Raw genomic sequence first — 16,234 nt, 5'->3', positions numbered from 1 at the left:
ATGGAGCATCACCGTGTCCAAGCTGAGCGGCCGACGAGCTGCGTCTATCTCGTGCGTCACGGCGAGACCGCGTGGTCGCTGTCCGGCCGCCACACCGGACGGACCGATATCGCGCTCACCGGACACGGTGAGGACCAAGCTCGGGCGCTGCGTCCGATGCTGGCCACGGTGTCGTTCGACCGGGTGTTCGTGAGCCCGGCCGGACGTGCCCGCCAGACCTGCATGCTGGCGGGACTGGGGGACATGGCGGAGGAGGAGCCGGACCTGGCCGAGTGGGACTACGGCGCCTATGAGGGCCGACGGTCGATCGAGATTCGTGCGGAGCGGTCAGGCTGGAGCGTCTATCGCGACGGTTGTCCAGAGGGGGAAGGACCGGCCGAGGTCACCTTGCGCGCCGATCGCCTCATCGCGCGGTTGCGGGCCTTAGGGGGCAGCATCGCCCTGTTCTCCCACGGCCAGATCGGCAGCAGCCTGACAGTGCGGTGGATCGGGCTGCCGGTAATCGAAGGCCAGCATTTCGTGCTCGGGACCGCTGCCGTGGGCGTCCTCGGATCCAATCCCGGCCACGCCGATCTACCAGTCATCAGCGCCTGGAACCTCAGCGCGTCGCGATGATATGGCTGGTGACAGCCAGCGTGATGGCGGCGCTGCTGACGAGCGTCAGCTTCCGGCATGGCCAGTCCCGCTATCTGATGATCCTGAAGGCGGGCTGCGTGACGCTCATCATACAGTGGCTTTTGCTGCTCATCCCGGGCAGAAAGTTTCGTACCCCTTATGCAGGCACCGAGCACCTGTTCTGGATCAACATCGTCACGGTGGCGACGACCTCGGTGGTTCTGGCCTGGCTGGCGACAGCGGCAATGCTGGCGCGGGACCCTGACTGATCAGATTGGCGCGAGGCCGTCCACGGAACGGTCCGGGATAATCCGTCATGAACAATTTCAAGCCGCAGGCCGCCGAGACAACCGGTAACGGTTTAAGCTAGATGTTCAGTCCCGGCATTTGGTGGATCGGGTCTACGATGAATCGCTGTGGCTGGTTTGTCCAGGTTTTGCAGATGGGTTTTGTAGGCTGTGATGCCCTTGAGGGTCTTCAGGCGCCGGGCGAAGTTGTAGGCCGTGATGAAGTCCGCCAAGTGGCTTTTGAGCTAGGGTCAGGACTCATTGTGGGAGCCAGAACGTAATGGTTGCTGCGATGCAGATTGCCGAGAAGAAGGTGTGGGCGCATCGGTCGTAGCGGGTGGCAATCCGTCGCCAGTCCTTGAGGCGACCGAAGGTATTTTCGATGCGATGGCGCTGACGATACAGGATCTTGTCGTAGGCGGGAGGGGCCTTCCGGTTCCTTGTTGGCGGAATACAGGGCTCAATACCGCGCTCTCGCAGACCATTCCGGAACTTGTCGCTGTCATACCCACGATCGCCAAGCAGTTCACGCGCGGCGGGGAGCGCTGGAAGCAGGAGAGCGGCACCCTTGTGATCGTTCATCTGGCCCTCCGTCAGCATCATGATGACCGGGCGGCCCTCGCCGTCGCAGACGGCGTGCAGCTTGGAGTTCAAGCCGCCCTTTGTGCGTCCGATGCAGCGCGGAGCAGCCCCTTTTTAAGCAGGCTCGCGGCCGTTCGGTGTGCCTTGAGATGCGTGCTGTCGATCATCAGGCGCTCAGGCACGCCTGCCTTGGCGGCCAGGGCTGCGAAGATCCGGTCGAATACGCCGAGGCGGCTCCACCGGATGAACCGGTTGTAGAGGGTCTTGTGCGGCCCGTATCCCGCTGGGGCGTCCTTCCACTGAAGCCCGTTGCGGATCACGTAGACGATCCCGCTGACGACGCGACGGTCGTCCACGCGCGCAAGCCCCCGGGGGCGCGGGAAATGTGGCGAGAGCCGGTTCATCTGAGCGATGGAAAGCAGGATCAAACGGGACATCGGACACCTCCAATCCCCTATGAATCACACTGCATCGAGCCGCGTAAAGGGTCCTGAACCTAGTCTTGGCTCTCATAGTGGTATCGCTTGACGGTGGCCTCCTTGAGGGTCCGGCTCATGCGTTCGACATGCCCGTTGGTCCACGGGTGGCACGGCTTGGTCAGTCGATGATCGATGCTGTTCTGAGCGCACGCATACTCGAACGAGCGCGCCCGGTAGAATTCACCCCTATCCATGGCAATAGGGATATTGGCGGCGGCCGAGCAGACATTTCCCGGCGTTGTGAAATGGGTGCCATTGTCTGTCAGGACGGTGTGGATCTTGTAGGGCACGGCTTTGATGAGGGTGCGGAGAAAGGCTTCGGCGACCTACCTGGTGGCTTTCTCATGCAGCTGGGTGAAAGGGAACTTCGAAGTCCGGTGGATGGCGACAAGAAGGTAGAGCTTGCCCTGCTCGGTGCGGACCTCGGTGATGTCGAAATGGAAATAGCGAGCGGATATTCCTTGAATTTCTGCTTGTCGGGCTTGTCGCCAGTGACGTCAGGCAGGCGCGAGATGTCGTGGCGTTGCAGACAGCGATGCAGTGACGAGCGGGTCAGATGCGGGATAGTCGCCTGCAGGGCGTAGAGGCAGTCGTTGAGTGGCAGCAGCGTATGGCAACGGAAGGCCACGATGATCGTCTCGTTCTCAACCCACAACACGGCGGATTTCGGGTCTCTTGGACCGGTTGGCTGGTCCGTCACCGAAATTCCGCCGCTTCCACTTGGCGACGGTTTTCTGGTTGATGCCGTAACGTCGGGCGAGAGCCCTGAGGCTCTTTTGACTATGCTTTATCGCTCGACGGATTGCCGCGGTCGTCGTGGCGCAGCCATGCAGAACCTGGCCCATAATCCTTCCTTCCATACACCGGATAAGAATGCACCATCAAAACCTGGGACGAAACACCAGGCTCCCAGTCGAATTCCGCCAGGACGGCTTGCTGCAACTGGCTGTCTTGAGACATCACGATCTCCCATGAGGACAATGACGCCGGCTGGATGGCCGAGCATCTCTCGATACGCGGACGCTATCAAATCCGTTCTGCCAGGCGAAGGACCGAAAACTACTCAGCCGCACGCCGGTCAGACGCTGCGCCCGATCGATAAGTAGTTTCCGAGCCTGCCGTTGGCGTCGGTTCCGGTTTCCTATGCTGCCGGATCACCAATAAGGGAGGACACGATGAGCGACGTTCAGACCAGCCCGCAGCCCAGCAACGCAAATCCGGGTTTTGCCGAGGCTGTCTCCGACGGTCCCACAGCCCCGGCAACAATTTCCGGCGCGGAGCCTTTCGGCGACTACGACGCGGCTGAGGGCGCCCATCTCGGTGGCCACACGCTGTTGTCCGGCGCCGCCGTGCCGCAGGGCCGCAGAAGCCTGTTCCGTCGCTGACCCGGTGAGTGTCAGCGCTCTCCGGCTTCCCGCGCGCGGGCCGCTAATCGCGAGCCGCGGGCTAGGGCATCGGGCCCGTCCGCTGCCGTGGGCCCGGACCCCGGTGCGGGCCGAATTGTTCGGGGTGGAGCGTCTCGAGCAGCATGCTCGGAGCCTGGCCGCGGCACAGACGGTGACCGCCGGACGCACGCGTGGCAGCCGGCTGTCCAATAGGCTGGCCGACAATGCCGCGTTCCTGCTGCAGGCCAACCGCGTTCTCGCGAAGTCGGCCGAGGACGGTCACCACGCCACGCCTGCGGCAGAGTGGCTGGCCGACAACTATCACCTGGTGGACATGCAGATCCGCGAGATTGGCATCGACCTGCCGCCGGGCTTCTACGTGCAATTGCCGAAGCTCGCGGCCGGCCCGTTCACCGGCCTGCCGCAGGTGTTCGGGGCGATGTGGTCGCTGGTGGCCCACACCGACAGCCATATCGACATCGAAACGCTGCGCCGCTACTTGGTCGCGTACCAGTCGGTGCAGCCGCTCACCATCGGCGAGCTGTGGGCGTTGCCGATCACGCTGCGGATCGTGCTGATCGAGAATCTCCGGCGTGTCGCCGAGCTCGTGGTGGATGACGCGGCCGCACGGCAATCGGCCGATGAGCTGGCGGACCGGGTCGAGGGCGTCGGTGGCAGCGCGCTGAACCTGCCGGATGGCCTGCCCCGCGACACCAGGGTGAGCGATCCCTTCGCGGTCCAGCTGGCGCACCGGCTGCGCGGCCACGACCCCCGCACCAACCCGGCACTGGCCTGGCTCGACCGGCGGCTCGAGGCGCAGGGTACGACGGTGCAGGACGTGGTGCGCGACGAGCTGCACAAGCACGGCATGGCCAACGCGACCGTGCGCAACGTGATCACCAGCATGCGGATGATCGCCGGCATGGACTGGACCGACCTGTTCGAGCGGGTCTCCCTGGTCGACGACGTGCTAGCCGCCGAGGCGCCGTTCGCGGAGATGGATTTCACCACCCGCAATCTCTATCGCATTGCCATCGAGACCTTGTCGCGCGGCTCCGACTGGTCCGAGCTCGACATCGCCCGCAAGGCCGCCAGCATCGCCGCCGGGCACCCCGATGGGAGGCAGCACGACCCCGGCTACTCGCTGATCGGCAGCGGCCGTGCGGCGTTCGAGGCGGCGATCGGCTATCGGCCGACCTGGCGCGCCTGGCTGGAGAAGGGCTGCCGCAGGCTGGGCATCAGTGGCTACGGTGCCGCTGTCGTGCTGCTCGCGCTGGCCTTCGTGGCGGTGCCGCTGCGGCTTGCGGCAGGGGCGGGGGCTGGCGTGCTCATGCTGGCACTGCTAAGCGCGGCCGGATTCGTGTTGGCTTCCGATGCGTCCGTCGCCTGCGTGAACCGGCTGGCGACGTCGGTATTCGGCGCCACGGCTCTGCCCGGGCTCGAGCTGAAGTCCGGCATCACCGCACCGCTACGCACCCTCGTCGCCGTGCCGATCCTGCTGACCACGCAGGCGGCGGTGGCGGAGCAGGTCGCTCGGCTGGAGGTCCACCATCTGGCGAGCCGGGATGGCGAGGTGCATTTCGCGCTGCTGTCCGACTGGACCGACAGCCGGGCGGAGCATGTCGACACCGATGCGTCACTGCTGGCAGAGGCCCGGTCCGGCATCGACCGACTGAACCGGCTGTACGGCGGCGCACCGGGCGGCGACCGCTTTCTGCTGCTGCATCGGCGCCGGGTCTGGAATGCCGGCGAGGCGCGCTGGATCGGCTGGGAGCGCAAGCGCGGCAAGCTGCACGAGCTGAACCGGCTGCTGCGTGGCGCCACCGACACGACGTTCCTGGACCCGCCACCGGTGCCGTCCGGCGTGCGCTACGTCGTGACGCTGGATTCCGACACACGGCTGCCGCAGGGCGCGGTGCGACGCATGGTCGGCAAGATGGCGCACCCGCTGAACGCGCCGCGTCTCGACCCGGTCCGCTTGCGTGTCGTGGAGGGCTACGCGGTGCTGCAGCCGCGGGTCACTCCGTCGCTGCCGACCGGATGCGGCAGCACGATGTTCCAGCGCATCTTCTCCAGCCTGGACGGGATCGATCCGTACGCGGGTGCCGTCTCCGACGTGTACCAGGACGTGTTCGGCGAGGGCTCCTATGCCGGCAAGGGCATCTACGAGGTGGATGCGTTCGAAGCGGCACTGCAAGGCCGGGTCGCAGATTCGACGCTGCTGAGCCACGATCTGTTCGAGGGTGTGTTCGCCCGCGCGGCACTGGCGTCCGACATCGAGGTGGTCGAGGAGTTCCCCGCTGCCTATGCGGTCGCAGTGCTGCGTCAGCATCGCTGGGCCCGGGGCGACTGGCAGCTGCTGCCTTGGATCGTTCCGCATCACGGGGCGGCTGCCCGCGACGCCATCCCGGCGATGGGTCGCTGGAAGATGCTGGACAATTTGCGGCGGACGCTGTCGGCGCCGGCCGGTGTGGGGGCGCTGCTGGCCGGGTGGCTGCTGCCGTTTCCCGCGGCCCTGGCCTGGACCGTGTTCGTGCTGCTGACGATCGCACTGCCCGCCCTGCTGCCGGTGTTCGCCGACGTCGCGCCGGGCTCGCGCTGGGTCACGTGGCGCAGCTACCTGGGCGTGCTGGCCGACGGACTGCGCCACGCCACCGCGCTGGCCGGGCTGGTGGTCGTGTTCCTGGCGCACCAGGCCGTGCTGATGGGCGACGCGATCGCGCGGACCACCGTGCGGGTGTTCTGGACGCGCCGCCACCTGCTGGAGTGGGTCACGGCGGCGCAGGCAGCGGACGGGGCGCCCCTCGGCGTTGCCGGTTATTATCGACGCATGGCCGGCGCTCCAGTGCTGGGCGTCCTCGCCCTTGGGGTGGCAGTCTGGCCACGGGCGGGTGCTCCGGCCCACAGCTGGATGCTGACGCTGCCATTTGCGGTGGCCTGGATCGCCTCGCCGGCGGTCGCGTACTGGTGCAGCCGGGTGACCACCGGCAACCGTCCGGCGCTGTCGGAGCAAGACAGGCGGGCACTGCGGATGACCGCCCGGCGGACCTGGCGGTTCTTCGAGAGCTTCGTGACGTCCGCTGACACCATGCTGCCGCCCGATAACTTCCAGGAGGACCCAGCGCCCGTGCTGGCACGCCGGACCTCGCCGACCAATATCGGCCTCTATCTGCTCTCATCCGCAGCCGCGCATGATTTCGGCTGGGCTGGGCTTATAGACACGGTAGACCGCCTTGAGGCGACGCTGGGCACGATGGCGCGGCTGCAGCGCTTCCGCGGGCATTTCTACAACTGGTACGGCACCGCCGACCTGCGTCCGTTAGAGCCGCGCTACGTCTCCACCGTCGATAGCGGCAACCTGGCCGGCCACCTGATCGCGCTCGCCAACACGTGCAGGTCCTGGCAGTGCGATACGGTGGCAGCCTCGCCCTATCGTGCAGGCCTGGTCGACACCGCCGGTATCGCCGTCGATGAACTGGCCCGCTTGTCCACGACCACCCCGCCGACGCCCCTCCTGGGCGATATTGGCACGACACTCGCGGCGATCACGACCCGGCTGGCACAACCCCCGGGCGGCGATCGTAATGCAGCCTTTGACGGACTCGCTGCCGATACCGCTTCGGCAGCAGCCGTTGCAAAGCTGCTGAGTGCTGCAAGGCCGGATGCTGCGGATCTCGAGTTCTGGATCACCGCTCTGGACCGGTCCGTCGAAAGTCATCGACGGGATTGGGCCGAGGCGGCGAACCTAGGCCCCCGGCTGCTCGCCATCGAACAGGCGTCGCGCGGCATGGCCCTGGAAATGGAGTTCCGCTTCCTCCGCAACACTGAGCGCAAGCTGCTTTCCATCGGCTTCCTTGCCGACGAAGGCGTGCTCGATGCCAACTGCTACGACCTGCTTGCCTCCGAGGCACGGCTTGCCTGCTTCATCGCCATCGCCAAGGGCGACATCCCGGCGCGCGACTGGTTCCGGCTCGGCCGCGCCCTGACACCGATGGATGGCGGCGCCGTGCTGGTGTCCTGGTCAGGCTCGATGTTCGAGTACCTGATGCCGTCCCTGGTGATGCGAGCTCCGCACGGCAGCCTGCTCGAGGACACCAGCCATCTGGTGGTGCATCGCCAGATCGGCTTCGGCGGCGATCATGACGTGCCGTGGGGCGTGTCAGAATCCGCCTACAACGTGCGTGACGTCGAGTACACCTACCAGTATTCCAATTTCGGCGTCCCCGGATTGGGACTGAAACGCGGCCTGGACGCCGACCTGGTGATCGCGCCCTACGCCACGGCGCTGGCAGCCATGGTCAATCCCGCGGCAGCCGTCCGCAACCTCCTGCTGCTTGCAAATGCCGGCGGGCAGGGGCGCTACGGCTTCTACGAGGCGCTCGACTACACTCCGGAGAGGGTCCCGGCCGGCAAGCGGGTGGCCGTGGTGCGGGCATTCATGGCGCACCACCAGGGAATGACGATCATCGCGATCGCCGATGCCGTGCTGGTCGGGGTCATGCGGTCGCGCTTCCACGCCGAACCCATCATCCAGGCGGCTGAGCTGCTGCTACAGGAGCGTGCGCCCCGCAACGTGGCGATCGCGCGACCCCTACCCATGGTCAAGAAACCGTCAGCCGCAAAAACCGTCGGGCGGCCGGGTGGGCGGCGCTACACCAGCGCGGACGCGCCACAACCCGTCACGCACCTGCTGTCGAACGGACGCTATGCCGTCATGCTGACGGAAGCAGGTGCAGGCAGCAGTCGGTGGGGAGATGTGGCTGTCACCCGCTGGCGAGAGGACCCGACCCTTGATGATTGGGGATCCTGGATCCTCCTGCGCGACGCGGTCAGTCGGGAGGTCTGGTCGGCAGGGCTGCAGCCGATCGGCGTGGCACCGGACCAATACGAGGTGGCTTTCGGAGAGGACCGGGCCGAGTTCGCCCGACGCGACGGAACCCTGACGACCACCATGGAGGTCCTGGTCTCGGCCGAGGAGGATGCCGAAGTTCGTCGCATATCCGTGACAAACGGCGGCCGGGTAGCACGCACCATCGACATCACCTCGTACGCCGAGCTCGCATTGATCCGCGGCGCCGACGACATCGCGCATCCCGCCTTCGCCAAGATGTTTGTGCAGACCGAGCGGCTGGGTGACGCCATCCTGGCGACCCGCAGGCGGCGGGCCCCCAATGAGCCGGAGATATGGGCGGCACATCTGCTGGTCGCGGAGGGTACGGCGGCCACTATCGAGACGGAGACCGATCGCGCCCGCTTCCTGGGCCGCGGACGGTGCGTCCGTGACGCTGCCGCGATGGATGGGCGAAGGCTGTCCGGGACCACAGGGACCGTGCTGGACGCCGTATTCGCCCTGCGCTGTCGCGTGACGGTCCCGCCCGGGGCGGTGGTGCGCGTCGCGTTCTGGACCATGGTGGCTGGCAGCCGCGACGCGCTGGCTGGCGCCATAGACAAGCATCGTGATGCCGCCGCTTTTGACCGTGCCTCGACGCTGGCCTGGGCGCAGGCGCAAGTACAGCTGCGCCACCTTGGCATTCGCCCGACCGAGGCAGACCTGTTCCAGCGCCTGGCAGGGCACCTAGTGTTCGCCGGTCCGGCGCTGCGGCCGGGGTCGGACTGCATCCGGCGTGGCAGTAGCGCGCAAAAAGGGCTCTGGGGGCAGGGCGTCTCGGGCGACTTGCCGATCCTGCTGCTCCGCATCCGCGACAGCGCCGACCTGGATGTCGCGCGGCAGGTCCTGCTCGCACACGAGTATTTCCGGCTGAAGCAGCTCGCGGTGGATCTGGTGATCCTGAACGAGCACGCAGCCTCCTATTCGCAAGACCTGCAGATCGCGCTCGAGGCGCTGGTGCGGATGCAGCCCCGGACCCCGCCGGTCATCGGGGCGGCGGCAGAGGGCGCGCTCTTCCTGTTGCGCAGCGACCTGGTTGCCAAGGAGACCGTCGCCCTGCTGGCCTCGGCCGCGCGCGTCGTGCTGTCGGCCGAACGCGGCAGCCTGTCCGAGCAGCTGCGTACGCGGAGCACTGCGGTGCTGCCCGTACCGGCCCTGCAGCCACCCCGTGACACGGGAACCGCGATCCCCCCGGTGCCCCCCCTGGAGTTTTTTAACGGCCATGGTGGCTTTGCCGATGACGGCCGAGAGTACGTTGTGGTGCTCCGCCCCGGCCAAGCCACGCCGGCGCCCTGGATCAACGTGATTGCCAACCCGGGCTTCGGTTTCCTGGTCGCGGCCGAGGGTGGCGGCTACAGCTGGAGCCGGAACAGCCGCGAGAACCAGCTGACCCCCTGGTCCAACGACCCGGTCACCAACCGCTCGGGCGAGGCGTTCTACATCCGGGACGTCGACACCCACGGGTTGTGGTGTCCGACCGCATCACCGCGCCGCGACCCGGCGGCGACCTACGTGATCACCCATGGCCGCGGCTTTTCCCGCTTCGAGCGCGTGGCCCACGGCATCGCCAGCTCCCTGCTGCAATACGTGCCGACCGCTGACCCGGTGAAGCTGTCCCGCCTGCAACTGCACAACCTGTCCGGCCGCGCCCGGACGCTGAGCGTGTCGGCCTACGTGGAGTGGGTGCTCGGCGCCTCCCGCACTGCCACGGCCGCGTTCGTCACGACAACGATGGACAGCGAGACCGGCGCGATGTTCGCGACCAACCCCTGGGGTGCGGCAAACAGCGGGCATGTCGCGTTTGCCGATCTCGGTGGCAGCCAGACGAGCTGGACTGGCGATCGGCGCGAGTTCATCGGTCGCAACGGCTCGCTTGACTGCCCGGCCGGTGTCGCCCGCGCGGCGCCATTATCCGGGTGCGTCGGGGCCGGGCTGGACCCGTGCGGGGCGATGCAGGCCACCATCCACCTGCCGCCGGACGGGCATGCGGAGATCGTCTTCCTGCTCGGCGAAGCGGCGAGCGCGGACGCGGCGCGGGCCCTGGTCATGAAGTACCGGGGCGCCGACCTCGATGCCGTCCTGGTCGGGATCCATCACTTGTGGGACGGCGTGCTCGGCGCGGTTGAAGTGCGCACGCCGGACCGCAGCATGGACATCATGCTGAATGGCTGGCTGTTGTACCAGGCGCTCGCCTGTCGTGTGTGGGCGCGCGCCGGCTTCTACCAGGCGAGCGGCGCGTACGGGTTCCGCGACCAGCTGCAGGACGGCATGGCGCTGACCGCATCCCGCCCGGACCTGGTCCGCGAGCACCTGCTGCGGGCGGCGGCTCGGCAGTTCGTCGAGGGCGACGTGCAGCATTGGTGGCTGCCGGGGTCCGGCATGGGCGTTCGCACCCGGATCTCCGACGACTGCGCCTGGCTGGCGACCGCCGTCGCGCATTATGTCGAGGCGACCGGCGACGGCGCGCTGCTCGACGCACAGGCGGGGTTCCTGCAGGCGCCGGCGCTGACCGAGGCGGAACACGACCGGTTCTTTGCACCCGAGCCTGCCGACAGTGGCGGGACCATGTTCGAGCATTGCGCCCGCGCCCTCGACCACAGCCTTTCCACCGGCACGCACGGCCTGCCGCTGATGGGCACCGGCGACTGGAACGACGGCATGAACCGCGTCGGCGAGGCCGGGCGGGGTGAGAGCGTGTGGCTCGGCTGGTTCCTGCACAAGGCGCTGCTGGCATTCGCACCGCTGGCCGAAGCACGGCCCGACGCGCGTGATCACGCCCGCGCCGCAGTCTGGCGTGCCCACGCGGCGGCGCTGGAACCGGCACTTGCGGCGGCCTGGAATGGAGAATGGTATCTTCGTGCCTACTACGATGACGGCACCCCACTCGGGTCGCACACCGACGCCGAGTGCCGGATCGACTCCATCGCGCAGTCCTGGGCGGTGCTGTCTGGCGTGGCGCCACCGGATAGGGCGGCGACGGCAATGGCCTCGCTTAACCGTGAGCTGGTGCGGCCCGATGACGGGCTTCTGCTGGTGCTGACCCCGCCCTTCGACCGCACGACGCACGATCCCGGCTACATCAAGGGCTACCCGCCGGGCCTGCGCGAGAATGGCGGCCAGTACACCCATGCCGCGACCTGGGCGGTGCTGGCCACCGCGGCTATGGGCGACGGCGACCGGGCGGCGATGCTGTTCGGCCTGCTCAACCCGATCCGACGCGCGCTGACCGAGGCGGATGCCGACCGGTCCAAGGTGGAGCCCTATGCGGTGGTGGCGGACGCGTATTCGGTGCCGCCGCATGTCGGCCGAGGCGGCTGGTCCTGGTACACCGGATCCGCCGGATGGATGCAGCGGGCCGGGGTGGAGGGCATCCTGGGCCTGCGCATCCTGGGCGCCGCACTGCATCTCGACCCGTGTATTCCGCGCGACTGGCCGGGTTTCGAGGCCACGCTAACCTGGCGCTCGGCCCATTACCGCGTCGTGGTCAGCAATCCGGACAAGGTGTGCAGTGGCGTGGCTGGGATGCGGCTGGACGGCGCGGACGCGGACAACGGACCGGTCGCATTGCGCGACGATGGCGGTACCCACCTGGTCGAGGTGATGCTCGGCGGAAAGGTACATTCATGACGATCAGCCCGCTCGCCGGCACGCTGCTGCCAAACTCCGCCCTGGTGGATGTGCCGCGCCTGGTCACCGCGTACTTCACCCTGACGCCAGATCCGGCCAGCCCGGAGCAGCGCGTGGCCTTCGGGACCTCGGGCCATCGCGGGTCCGCGTTCGACTGTACGTTCAACGAGGCGCACATCCTGGCGATCAGCCAGGCGGTCTGCCGGCATCGTCAAGCGGCGGGGGTCGACGGCCCGCTGTTCATCGGCATCGACACCCACGCCCTGTCCCGCCCGGCGCTGGCCACGGCGCTGGAGGTGTTCGCGGCGAACGGTGTGGAGGCGTTCATCGACGCGCATGATGGCTACACCCCGACCCCGGTCATCTCGCACGCCATCCTGACCTATAATCGCGGCCGCACGACGGGGCTGGCGGACGGGGTCGTCATCACGCCGTCGCACAATCCTCCCGAGGATGGCGGCTTCAAATACAATACCCCCGATGGCGGACCGGCTGATCTCGACGTCACCAGCGCCATCGAGCAGACTGCTAATACGCTGCTCGCGGCGAGCCTCCGCTACGTCAGGCGCATCCCGCTCAATCGTGCGCTGAAATCCGCACACATCCACCGGCACGATTATGTCGGACCATATGTTGCGGATCTTGCCAACGTAGTCGACATGGACATCATCCGCTCATCGGGCGTGCGTATCGGCATCGATCCGCTCGGTGGTGCTGCGGTCGCTTACTGGCAGCCGGTCATTGAGCGCTACGGCATTGCGGCCACCATGGTGAGCGACATCGTCGACCCCACCTTCCGGTTCATGACCGCCGACTGGGATGGCCGGATCCGGATGGACTGCTCCTCAACCTACGCGATGACGCGTCTGGTCGCGCTGCGCGGCCGGTTCGACGTCGCCTTTGCCACCGATACGGATGCGGACCGGCATGGTATCGTCGCCGGCGCGGATGGGCTGATGAACCCCAACCATGTGCTGGCCGCCGCGATCGATTACCTGTTCGCCAATCGTCCAGCCTGGGGACCGGCGCCGGCGGTCGGCAAGACGCTCGTAAGCAGCGGCACCATCGACCGCGTGACCGCCCGGCTCGGTCGCGCACTTATCGAGGTGCCTGTCGGATTCAAATGGTTCACCAAGGGCCTGCTTGCCGGAAGCCTGGGCTTTGCCGGTGAGGAGAGCGGTGGTGCGAGCTTCCTGCGTCGCGACGGGACCGCCTGGACGACGGACAAGGATGGGATGATCGTGGGCCTGCTCGCGGCGGAGATCACCGCCCGGACCGGCACCAACCCTGCTGTCGCCTATGACAGGATCGCGAACGATCTCGGCAGTTCGTGGTATGAGCGTACCGACGCACCCGCAACGGCGGCAGAGCGTCGGCAATTGAAGGCGCTCACACCCGAAGCGATCGCCATGACGGAGTTCGCCGGCGAGCCGGTGCGGTCCACGATCACCACCGCCCCTGGCAACGGTGCCGCCATCGGCGGGGTGAAGGTGGCGGCGGATCATGGCTGGTTCGCGGCACGGCCCTCGGGCACGGAGGACATCTACAAGATCTACGCCGAAAGCTTTCGCAGCGAGGCACATCTGCGCGCGATCCAGCAGGCGGCGCAGGATGCCCTGGCACGGCTCTTCAGCAAGCGCGCGCCGGCGTAAGTGTTTTCCGAGCCTGTCGCGCACGGTTCGGTCAGCCGCATGATGTACACGACCGACGCCACTTGAAGCGCCGATCATCAATGCGCCAAAGGACCGGTCATCATGCTGAACGTCGTATCCTCGCTCAAGGGCTTCGAGCTTCAAGCGAAAGATGGCAGCCTCGGGAGCGTGAGAGACTTCCTGTTTGATGACAGCACCTGGAAGGTGCGCTGGATGGTCGTCGATACCGGCCGGTGGTTGAGCGGGCGAACGGTCCTGATCCATCCCTCCGCCGTCGTATCGGCAGATTACGGTGCGAGGGAACTGACCGTTTCCCTGTCGACGCAGCAGGTGAAGGAAAGCCCCGACATCCTGCAGGACCGCCCAGTCTCTCGACAGATGCAGAACGACCTCTGCAACTATTACGGCTGGGATCCTGCCTGGGGCTCGGCATTATCCGGCGGCGGCGGCATGGATGGCGCCGGAACCAGTGTGATCGCCGCTCCGCTGTCGGCCCCCATATTCTTCGGCGCAAGTGCCGTGCGGGAGACCGAGCGCGGACAGATTGACCTCGATGAGGGAGACCCCCACCTGCGTAGCGTCGCAGAGGTCACCGGCTACCACGTGCGCGCCATCGGCGGCACCATCGGCCATATCGGTGATGTCCTCGTGGAGACCGAAACCTGGGACGTCCGCTACCTAATCGTCGAGACCTCGAACTGGTGGATCGGTCAGCATGTGCTGATCTCGCCGCACGCAGTAACGGCAGTGAACTGGACCGATCACCAGATCACGCTCGACCTCACTCGGGACAAGGTGAAGTCGAGCCCGCCCTGGGATCCCGCGGACATGATCAACACGAAAATCCAGAGGCAGCTCCACAGCCACTATGGCTGGCCCGGATATGGATGGTGAGCCGGTTCGAGGCTAGAAATCCGCGCGAAGCCGCTCGTCCAGAGGAGACTCCCGATGCAGGCGACACAATCGAACGTATTCGTTTTCAAGAAGTCCGGTCTCGAGCCGTTCCTGTACGCCGATGTCGGGCCGGAGGCGAGCGGATCCACGCTTACGATCCTCTCGATCCTGGCACGGCTGGGCAAGGATCCCTGGATGGAGGCGGCGCGATGGGCGGCACTGCCGAAGGCTGTCGTAATCGAGGCCCTGGCGCGCAGCATCGCCGAGATGCCGCTCGCTCCATCCGCGCTTGCCGGTGCCCATGACAGTGCAAGCGGCTGGTGCAACTGCTGCCCGCCAGCACGCAGACTGTCTGGCAATCGGGTGCCCCGAAGTTGGAAAAGGTCAACCCGCAGCTGGCGCCGATCACCATTCTGTACTGCGCTCTTGCCGTCGGGATGGCGCTGAGTCTGCTTCTGATCCCCAGATTGTCGGCCAATCTCACGTCGCCGGGCGACCATGCGACACTGACCGCGACCCGGGGGTCAGCTGCAGCAACGAATTCAGTGACACTCCGTCGATGAGCCGCGCTGCATGCCTGGAACTCCGGACAATGGTGAGATCCCTATGCGGCCGCTGATCGCCGGAAACTGGAAGATGCACGGAATGGCCGCGCAGCTTCGCGAAATCGAGGCCATGTCGAAAACCGTTCATGCGGCAAGGACTGCCGCCGACGTGCTGATCTGTGTTCCGGCGGCCTTGTTGTCCAGGGCGGCATCGATTGCTGCCGGCCGCATCGGCATCGGCGGCGAGGATTGTCATGCGCAGGCATCCGGCGCCTACACGGGCGATTGCAGCGCCGACATGCTGAAGGACGCGGGGGCCACGACAATGAACGCCGGCCATTCGGACCGACGCAAATACCATGGCGAGACCGATGCCATGGTCGCTGCGAAAGCCGAACCCGCGCGCCGAGCCGGCCTGACCACGATCATCTGCATCGGTGAGACGCAGGCACAACGCGATGGCGGTAATGCGCTCGCCGTCTGCGGCCAGCAGATCGCAGGCAGCGTCCCGACTGACCTCGCCCGGTCAGGCACGATTGCCATCGCGTATGAACCGCTCTCGGCCATCGGCAGCGGACATGTGCCGGCGCCCGGTCAGATCATCGAGGTGCATCGAAAAATCCGGGAATGCCTGCTGGAACGTGCAGGTGCAGCCGGCGCCGACATCCGCATTCTCTACGGCGGATCGGTCTGGTCGGATAACGTGCACGATATCCTCGGGCTGGCGGATGTCGACGGCGTACTGATCGGCGGCGCGAGCCTGCTGGCCTAGGACTTCGATGCAGTACTGCGCGCGCTGCCGGTCGCAGGCTGAGTGCCGGGCGGATCTGCACCGCTCCTGCAGGTAGTTCCCGAGCCTATCAGTGCTCATGGAGCGCCTTTAAGATTCGGATGGTCAGAGCGGTCCAGGCTTCCCCCAGTTAACGGCGCTCTGCCGCTGAGCCGGTCGCGCGCGAATTATTTCGTGTGGTCGGTCTTCCATTTACCGGTCGTTGCCGAAGCAGAACGGATGAAGTTCCGCCCATTGCACGATCGGGTCGTGATCCACCGTGTCACATCTCTCGAGAAATCGGCCGGCAGGATCATCATCCCGGACACTGTCCAGGAGAAGCCGATGGAGGACGTGGTCATCGCCGTCGGATCACGTGCCCGCAACGAGGAAGGGGCCGTCGTTGCGCTCGACCTGGCGGCCGGAGACCGCGTGCTATTCGGCAAGTGGTCGGGCACCGAGGTCAAGATCGACGGCGAGTAGCTCCTGATCATGAAGGAAAGTGACCTGA

The 16,234-nt window shown here is 66.5% G+C and carries 11 protein-coding genes and 2 pseudogenes; 9 read left to right on the top strand and 4 right to left on the bottom strand.

Annotation, left to right across the window (positions count from 1 at the left end):
• A complete protein-coding gene (locus tag HN018_RS25605; protein ID WP_171834327.1) occupies window positions 1-615 on the top strand; it encodes a histidine phosphatase family protein in 615 nt (204 codons plus the stop codon).
• Window positions 616-623: 8 nt separating this feature from the next.
• A complete protein-coding gene (locus tag HN018_RS25600; RefSeq protein ID WP_171834328.1) occupies window positions 624-884 on the top strand; it encodes a hypothetical protein in 261 nt (86 codons plus the stop codon).
• Between the two features lie 97 nt (window positions 885-981).
• On the opposite strand, the pseudogene HN018_RS25595 reads toward HN018_RS25600, so the two are convergent.
• The 4 genes and pseudogenes from HN018_RS25595 to HN018_RS25580 form a co-directional block, all read right to left on the bottom strand.
• Window positions 982-1,147, bottom strand: a pseudogene (locus HN018_RS25595) (IS481 family transposase); the annotation flags it as partial.
• 13 nt (window positions 1,148-1,160) lie between these two features.
• Window positions 1,161-1,921, bottom strand: a protein-coding gene (locus HN018_RS25590; RefSeq protein ID WP_239478966.1) for an IS5 family transposase whose coding sequence is annotated in 2 segments (ribosomal slippage) — window positions 1,161-1,588 and window positions 1,588-1,921 — 762 coding nt in all. Because the reading frame shifts where the segments join, the coding sequence is not laid out codon by codon here.
• A gap of 62 nt (window positions 1,922-1,983) precedes the next feature.
• Window positions 1,984-2,808: pseudogene (locus HN018_RS25585) on the bottom strand (DDE-type integrase/transposase/recombinase); the annotation flags it as partial.
• Window positions 2,744-2,923 carry a hypothetical protein gene (locus tag HN018_RS25580; RefSeq protein ID WP_171834330.1) on the bottom strand — a complete coding sequence of 60 codons (180 nt, stop codon included), beginning with the start codon at window positions 2,921-2,923 and terminating at the stop codon, window positions 2,744-2,746. The gene HN018_RS25580 and the pseudogene HN018_RS25585, both read right to left, overlap by 65 nt.
• 215 nt (window positions 2,924-3,138) lie before the next feature.
• Between HN018_RS25580 and HN018_RS25575 the strand changes: the two genes are divergently transcribed.
• The 7 genes from HN018_RS25575 to HN018_RS25545 all read left to right on the top strand — a co-directional run bounded on the left by HN018_RS25575 (window position 3,139) and on the right by HN018_RS25545 (window position 16,206).
• Entirely contained in the window at window positions 3,139-3,348 is a 210-nt protein-coding gene (locus tag HN018_RS25575) for a hypothetical protein (protein ID WP_171834331.1), read from the top strand.
• 46 nt (window positions 3,349-3,394) lie between these two features.
• The gene (locus HN018_RS25570) at window positions 3,395-11,863 is read left to right on the top strand and encodes a GH36-type glycosyl hydrolase domain-containing protein (protein WP_456307031.1); all 8,469 of its coding nucleotides are present in this window, start codon (window positions 3,395-3,397) and stop codon (window positions 11,861-11,863) included.
• The gene (gene pgm, locus HN018_RS25565; RefSeq protein WP_171834333.1) at window positions 11,860-13,515 is read left to right on the top strand and encodes a phosphoglucomutase (alpha-D-glucose-1,6-bisphosphate-dependent); all 1,656 of its coding nucleotides are present in this window, start codon (window positions 11,860-11,862) and stop codon (window positions 13,513-13,515) included. Before HN018_RS25570 ends, pgm begins: the two co-directional genes overlap by 4 nt.
• A gap of 102 nt (window positions 13,516-13,617) precedes the next feature.
• Window positions 13,618-14,409, top strand: a complete 792-nt coding sequence (locus HN018_RS25560; protein ID WP_171834334.1) for a PRC-barrel domain-containing protein — start codon at window positions 13,618-13,620, stop codon at window positions 14,407-14,409.
• A 54-nt stretch (window positions 14,410-14,463) separates the two neighbouring features.
• Complete coding sequence (locus HN018_RS25555; protein ID WP_171834335.1) at window positions 14,464-14,856, top strand: hypothetical protein; 393 nt, start codon at window positions 14,464-14,466, stop codon at window positions 14,854-14,856.
• Window positions 14,857-14,982: 126 nt separating this feature from the next.
• Window positions 14,983-15,726 (top strand): triose-phosphate isomerase, encoded by a 744-nt coding sequence (gene tpiA, locus HN018_RS25550; protein ID WP_239479423.1) that lies wholly within the window; start codon window positions 14,983-14,985, stop codon window positions 15,724-15,726.
• Window positions 15,727-15,963: 237 nt separating this feature from the next.
• A complete protein-coding gene (locus tag HN018_RS25545) occupies window positions 15,964-16,206 on the top strand; it encodes a co-chaperone GroES (RefSeq protein WP_171834336.1) in 243 nt (80 codons plus the stop codon).
• Window positions 16,207-16,234: the final 28 nt, after the last annotated feature.

Origin of the sequence: Lichenicola cladoniae (assembly GCF_013201075.1) — a bacterium.
GTDB classification, from domain to species: Bacteria; Pseudomonadota; Alphaproteobacteria; order Acetobacterales; family Acetobacteraceae; genus Lichenicola; species Lichenicola cladoniae.
Note: the sequence above shows the minus strand (reverse complement) of the source record. Positions and strands in the feature narration are given on the sequence as shown.

Excerpts from the sequence above, each read along its gene's own strand:
- HN018_RS25605 (WP_171834327.1), top strand. The coding sequence starts at position 1 with ATGGAGCATCACCGTGTCCAAGCTGAGCGGCCGACGAGCTGCGTCTAT.
- HN018_RS25580 (WP_171834330.1), bottom strand. The coding sequence starts at position 2,923 with ATGTCTCAAGACAGCCAGTTGCAGCAAGCCGTCCTGGCGGAATTCGAC.
- HN018_RS25575 (WP_171834331.1), top strand. The coding sequence starts at position 3,139 with ATGAGCGACGTTCAGACCAGCCCGCAGCCCAGCAACGCAAATCCGGGT.
- pgm (WP_171834333.1), top strand. The coding sequence starts at position 11,860 with ATGACGATCAGCCCGCTCGCCGGCACGCTGCTGCCAAACTCCGCCCTG.
- HN018_RS25560 (WP_171834334.1), top strand. The coding sequence starts at position 13,618 with ATGCTGAACGTCGTATCCTCGCTCAAGGGCTTCGAGCTTCAAGCGAAA.
- HN018_RS25555 (WP_171834335.1), top strand. The coding sequence starts at position 14,464 with ATGCAGGCGACACAATCGAACGTATTCGTTTTCAAGAAGTCCGGTCTC.
- tpiA (WP_239479423.1), top strand. The coding sequence starts at position 14,983 with ATGCCTGGAACTCCGGACAATGGTGAGATCCCTATGCGGCCGCTGATC.
- HN018_RS25545 (WP_171834336.1), top strand. The coding sequence starts at position 15,964 with ATGAAGTTCCGCCCATTGCACGATCGGGTCGTGATCCACCGTGTCACA.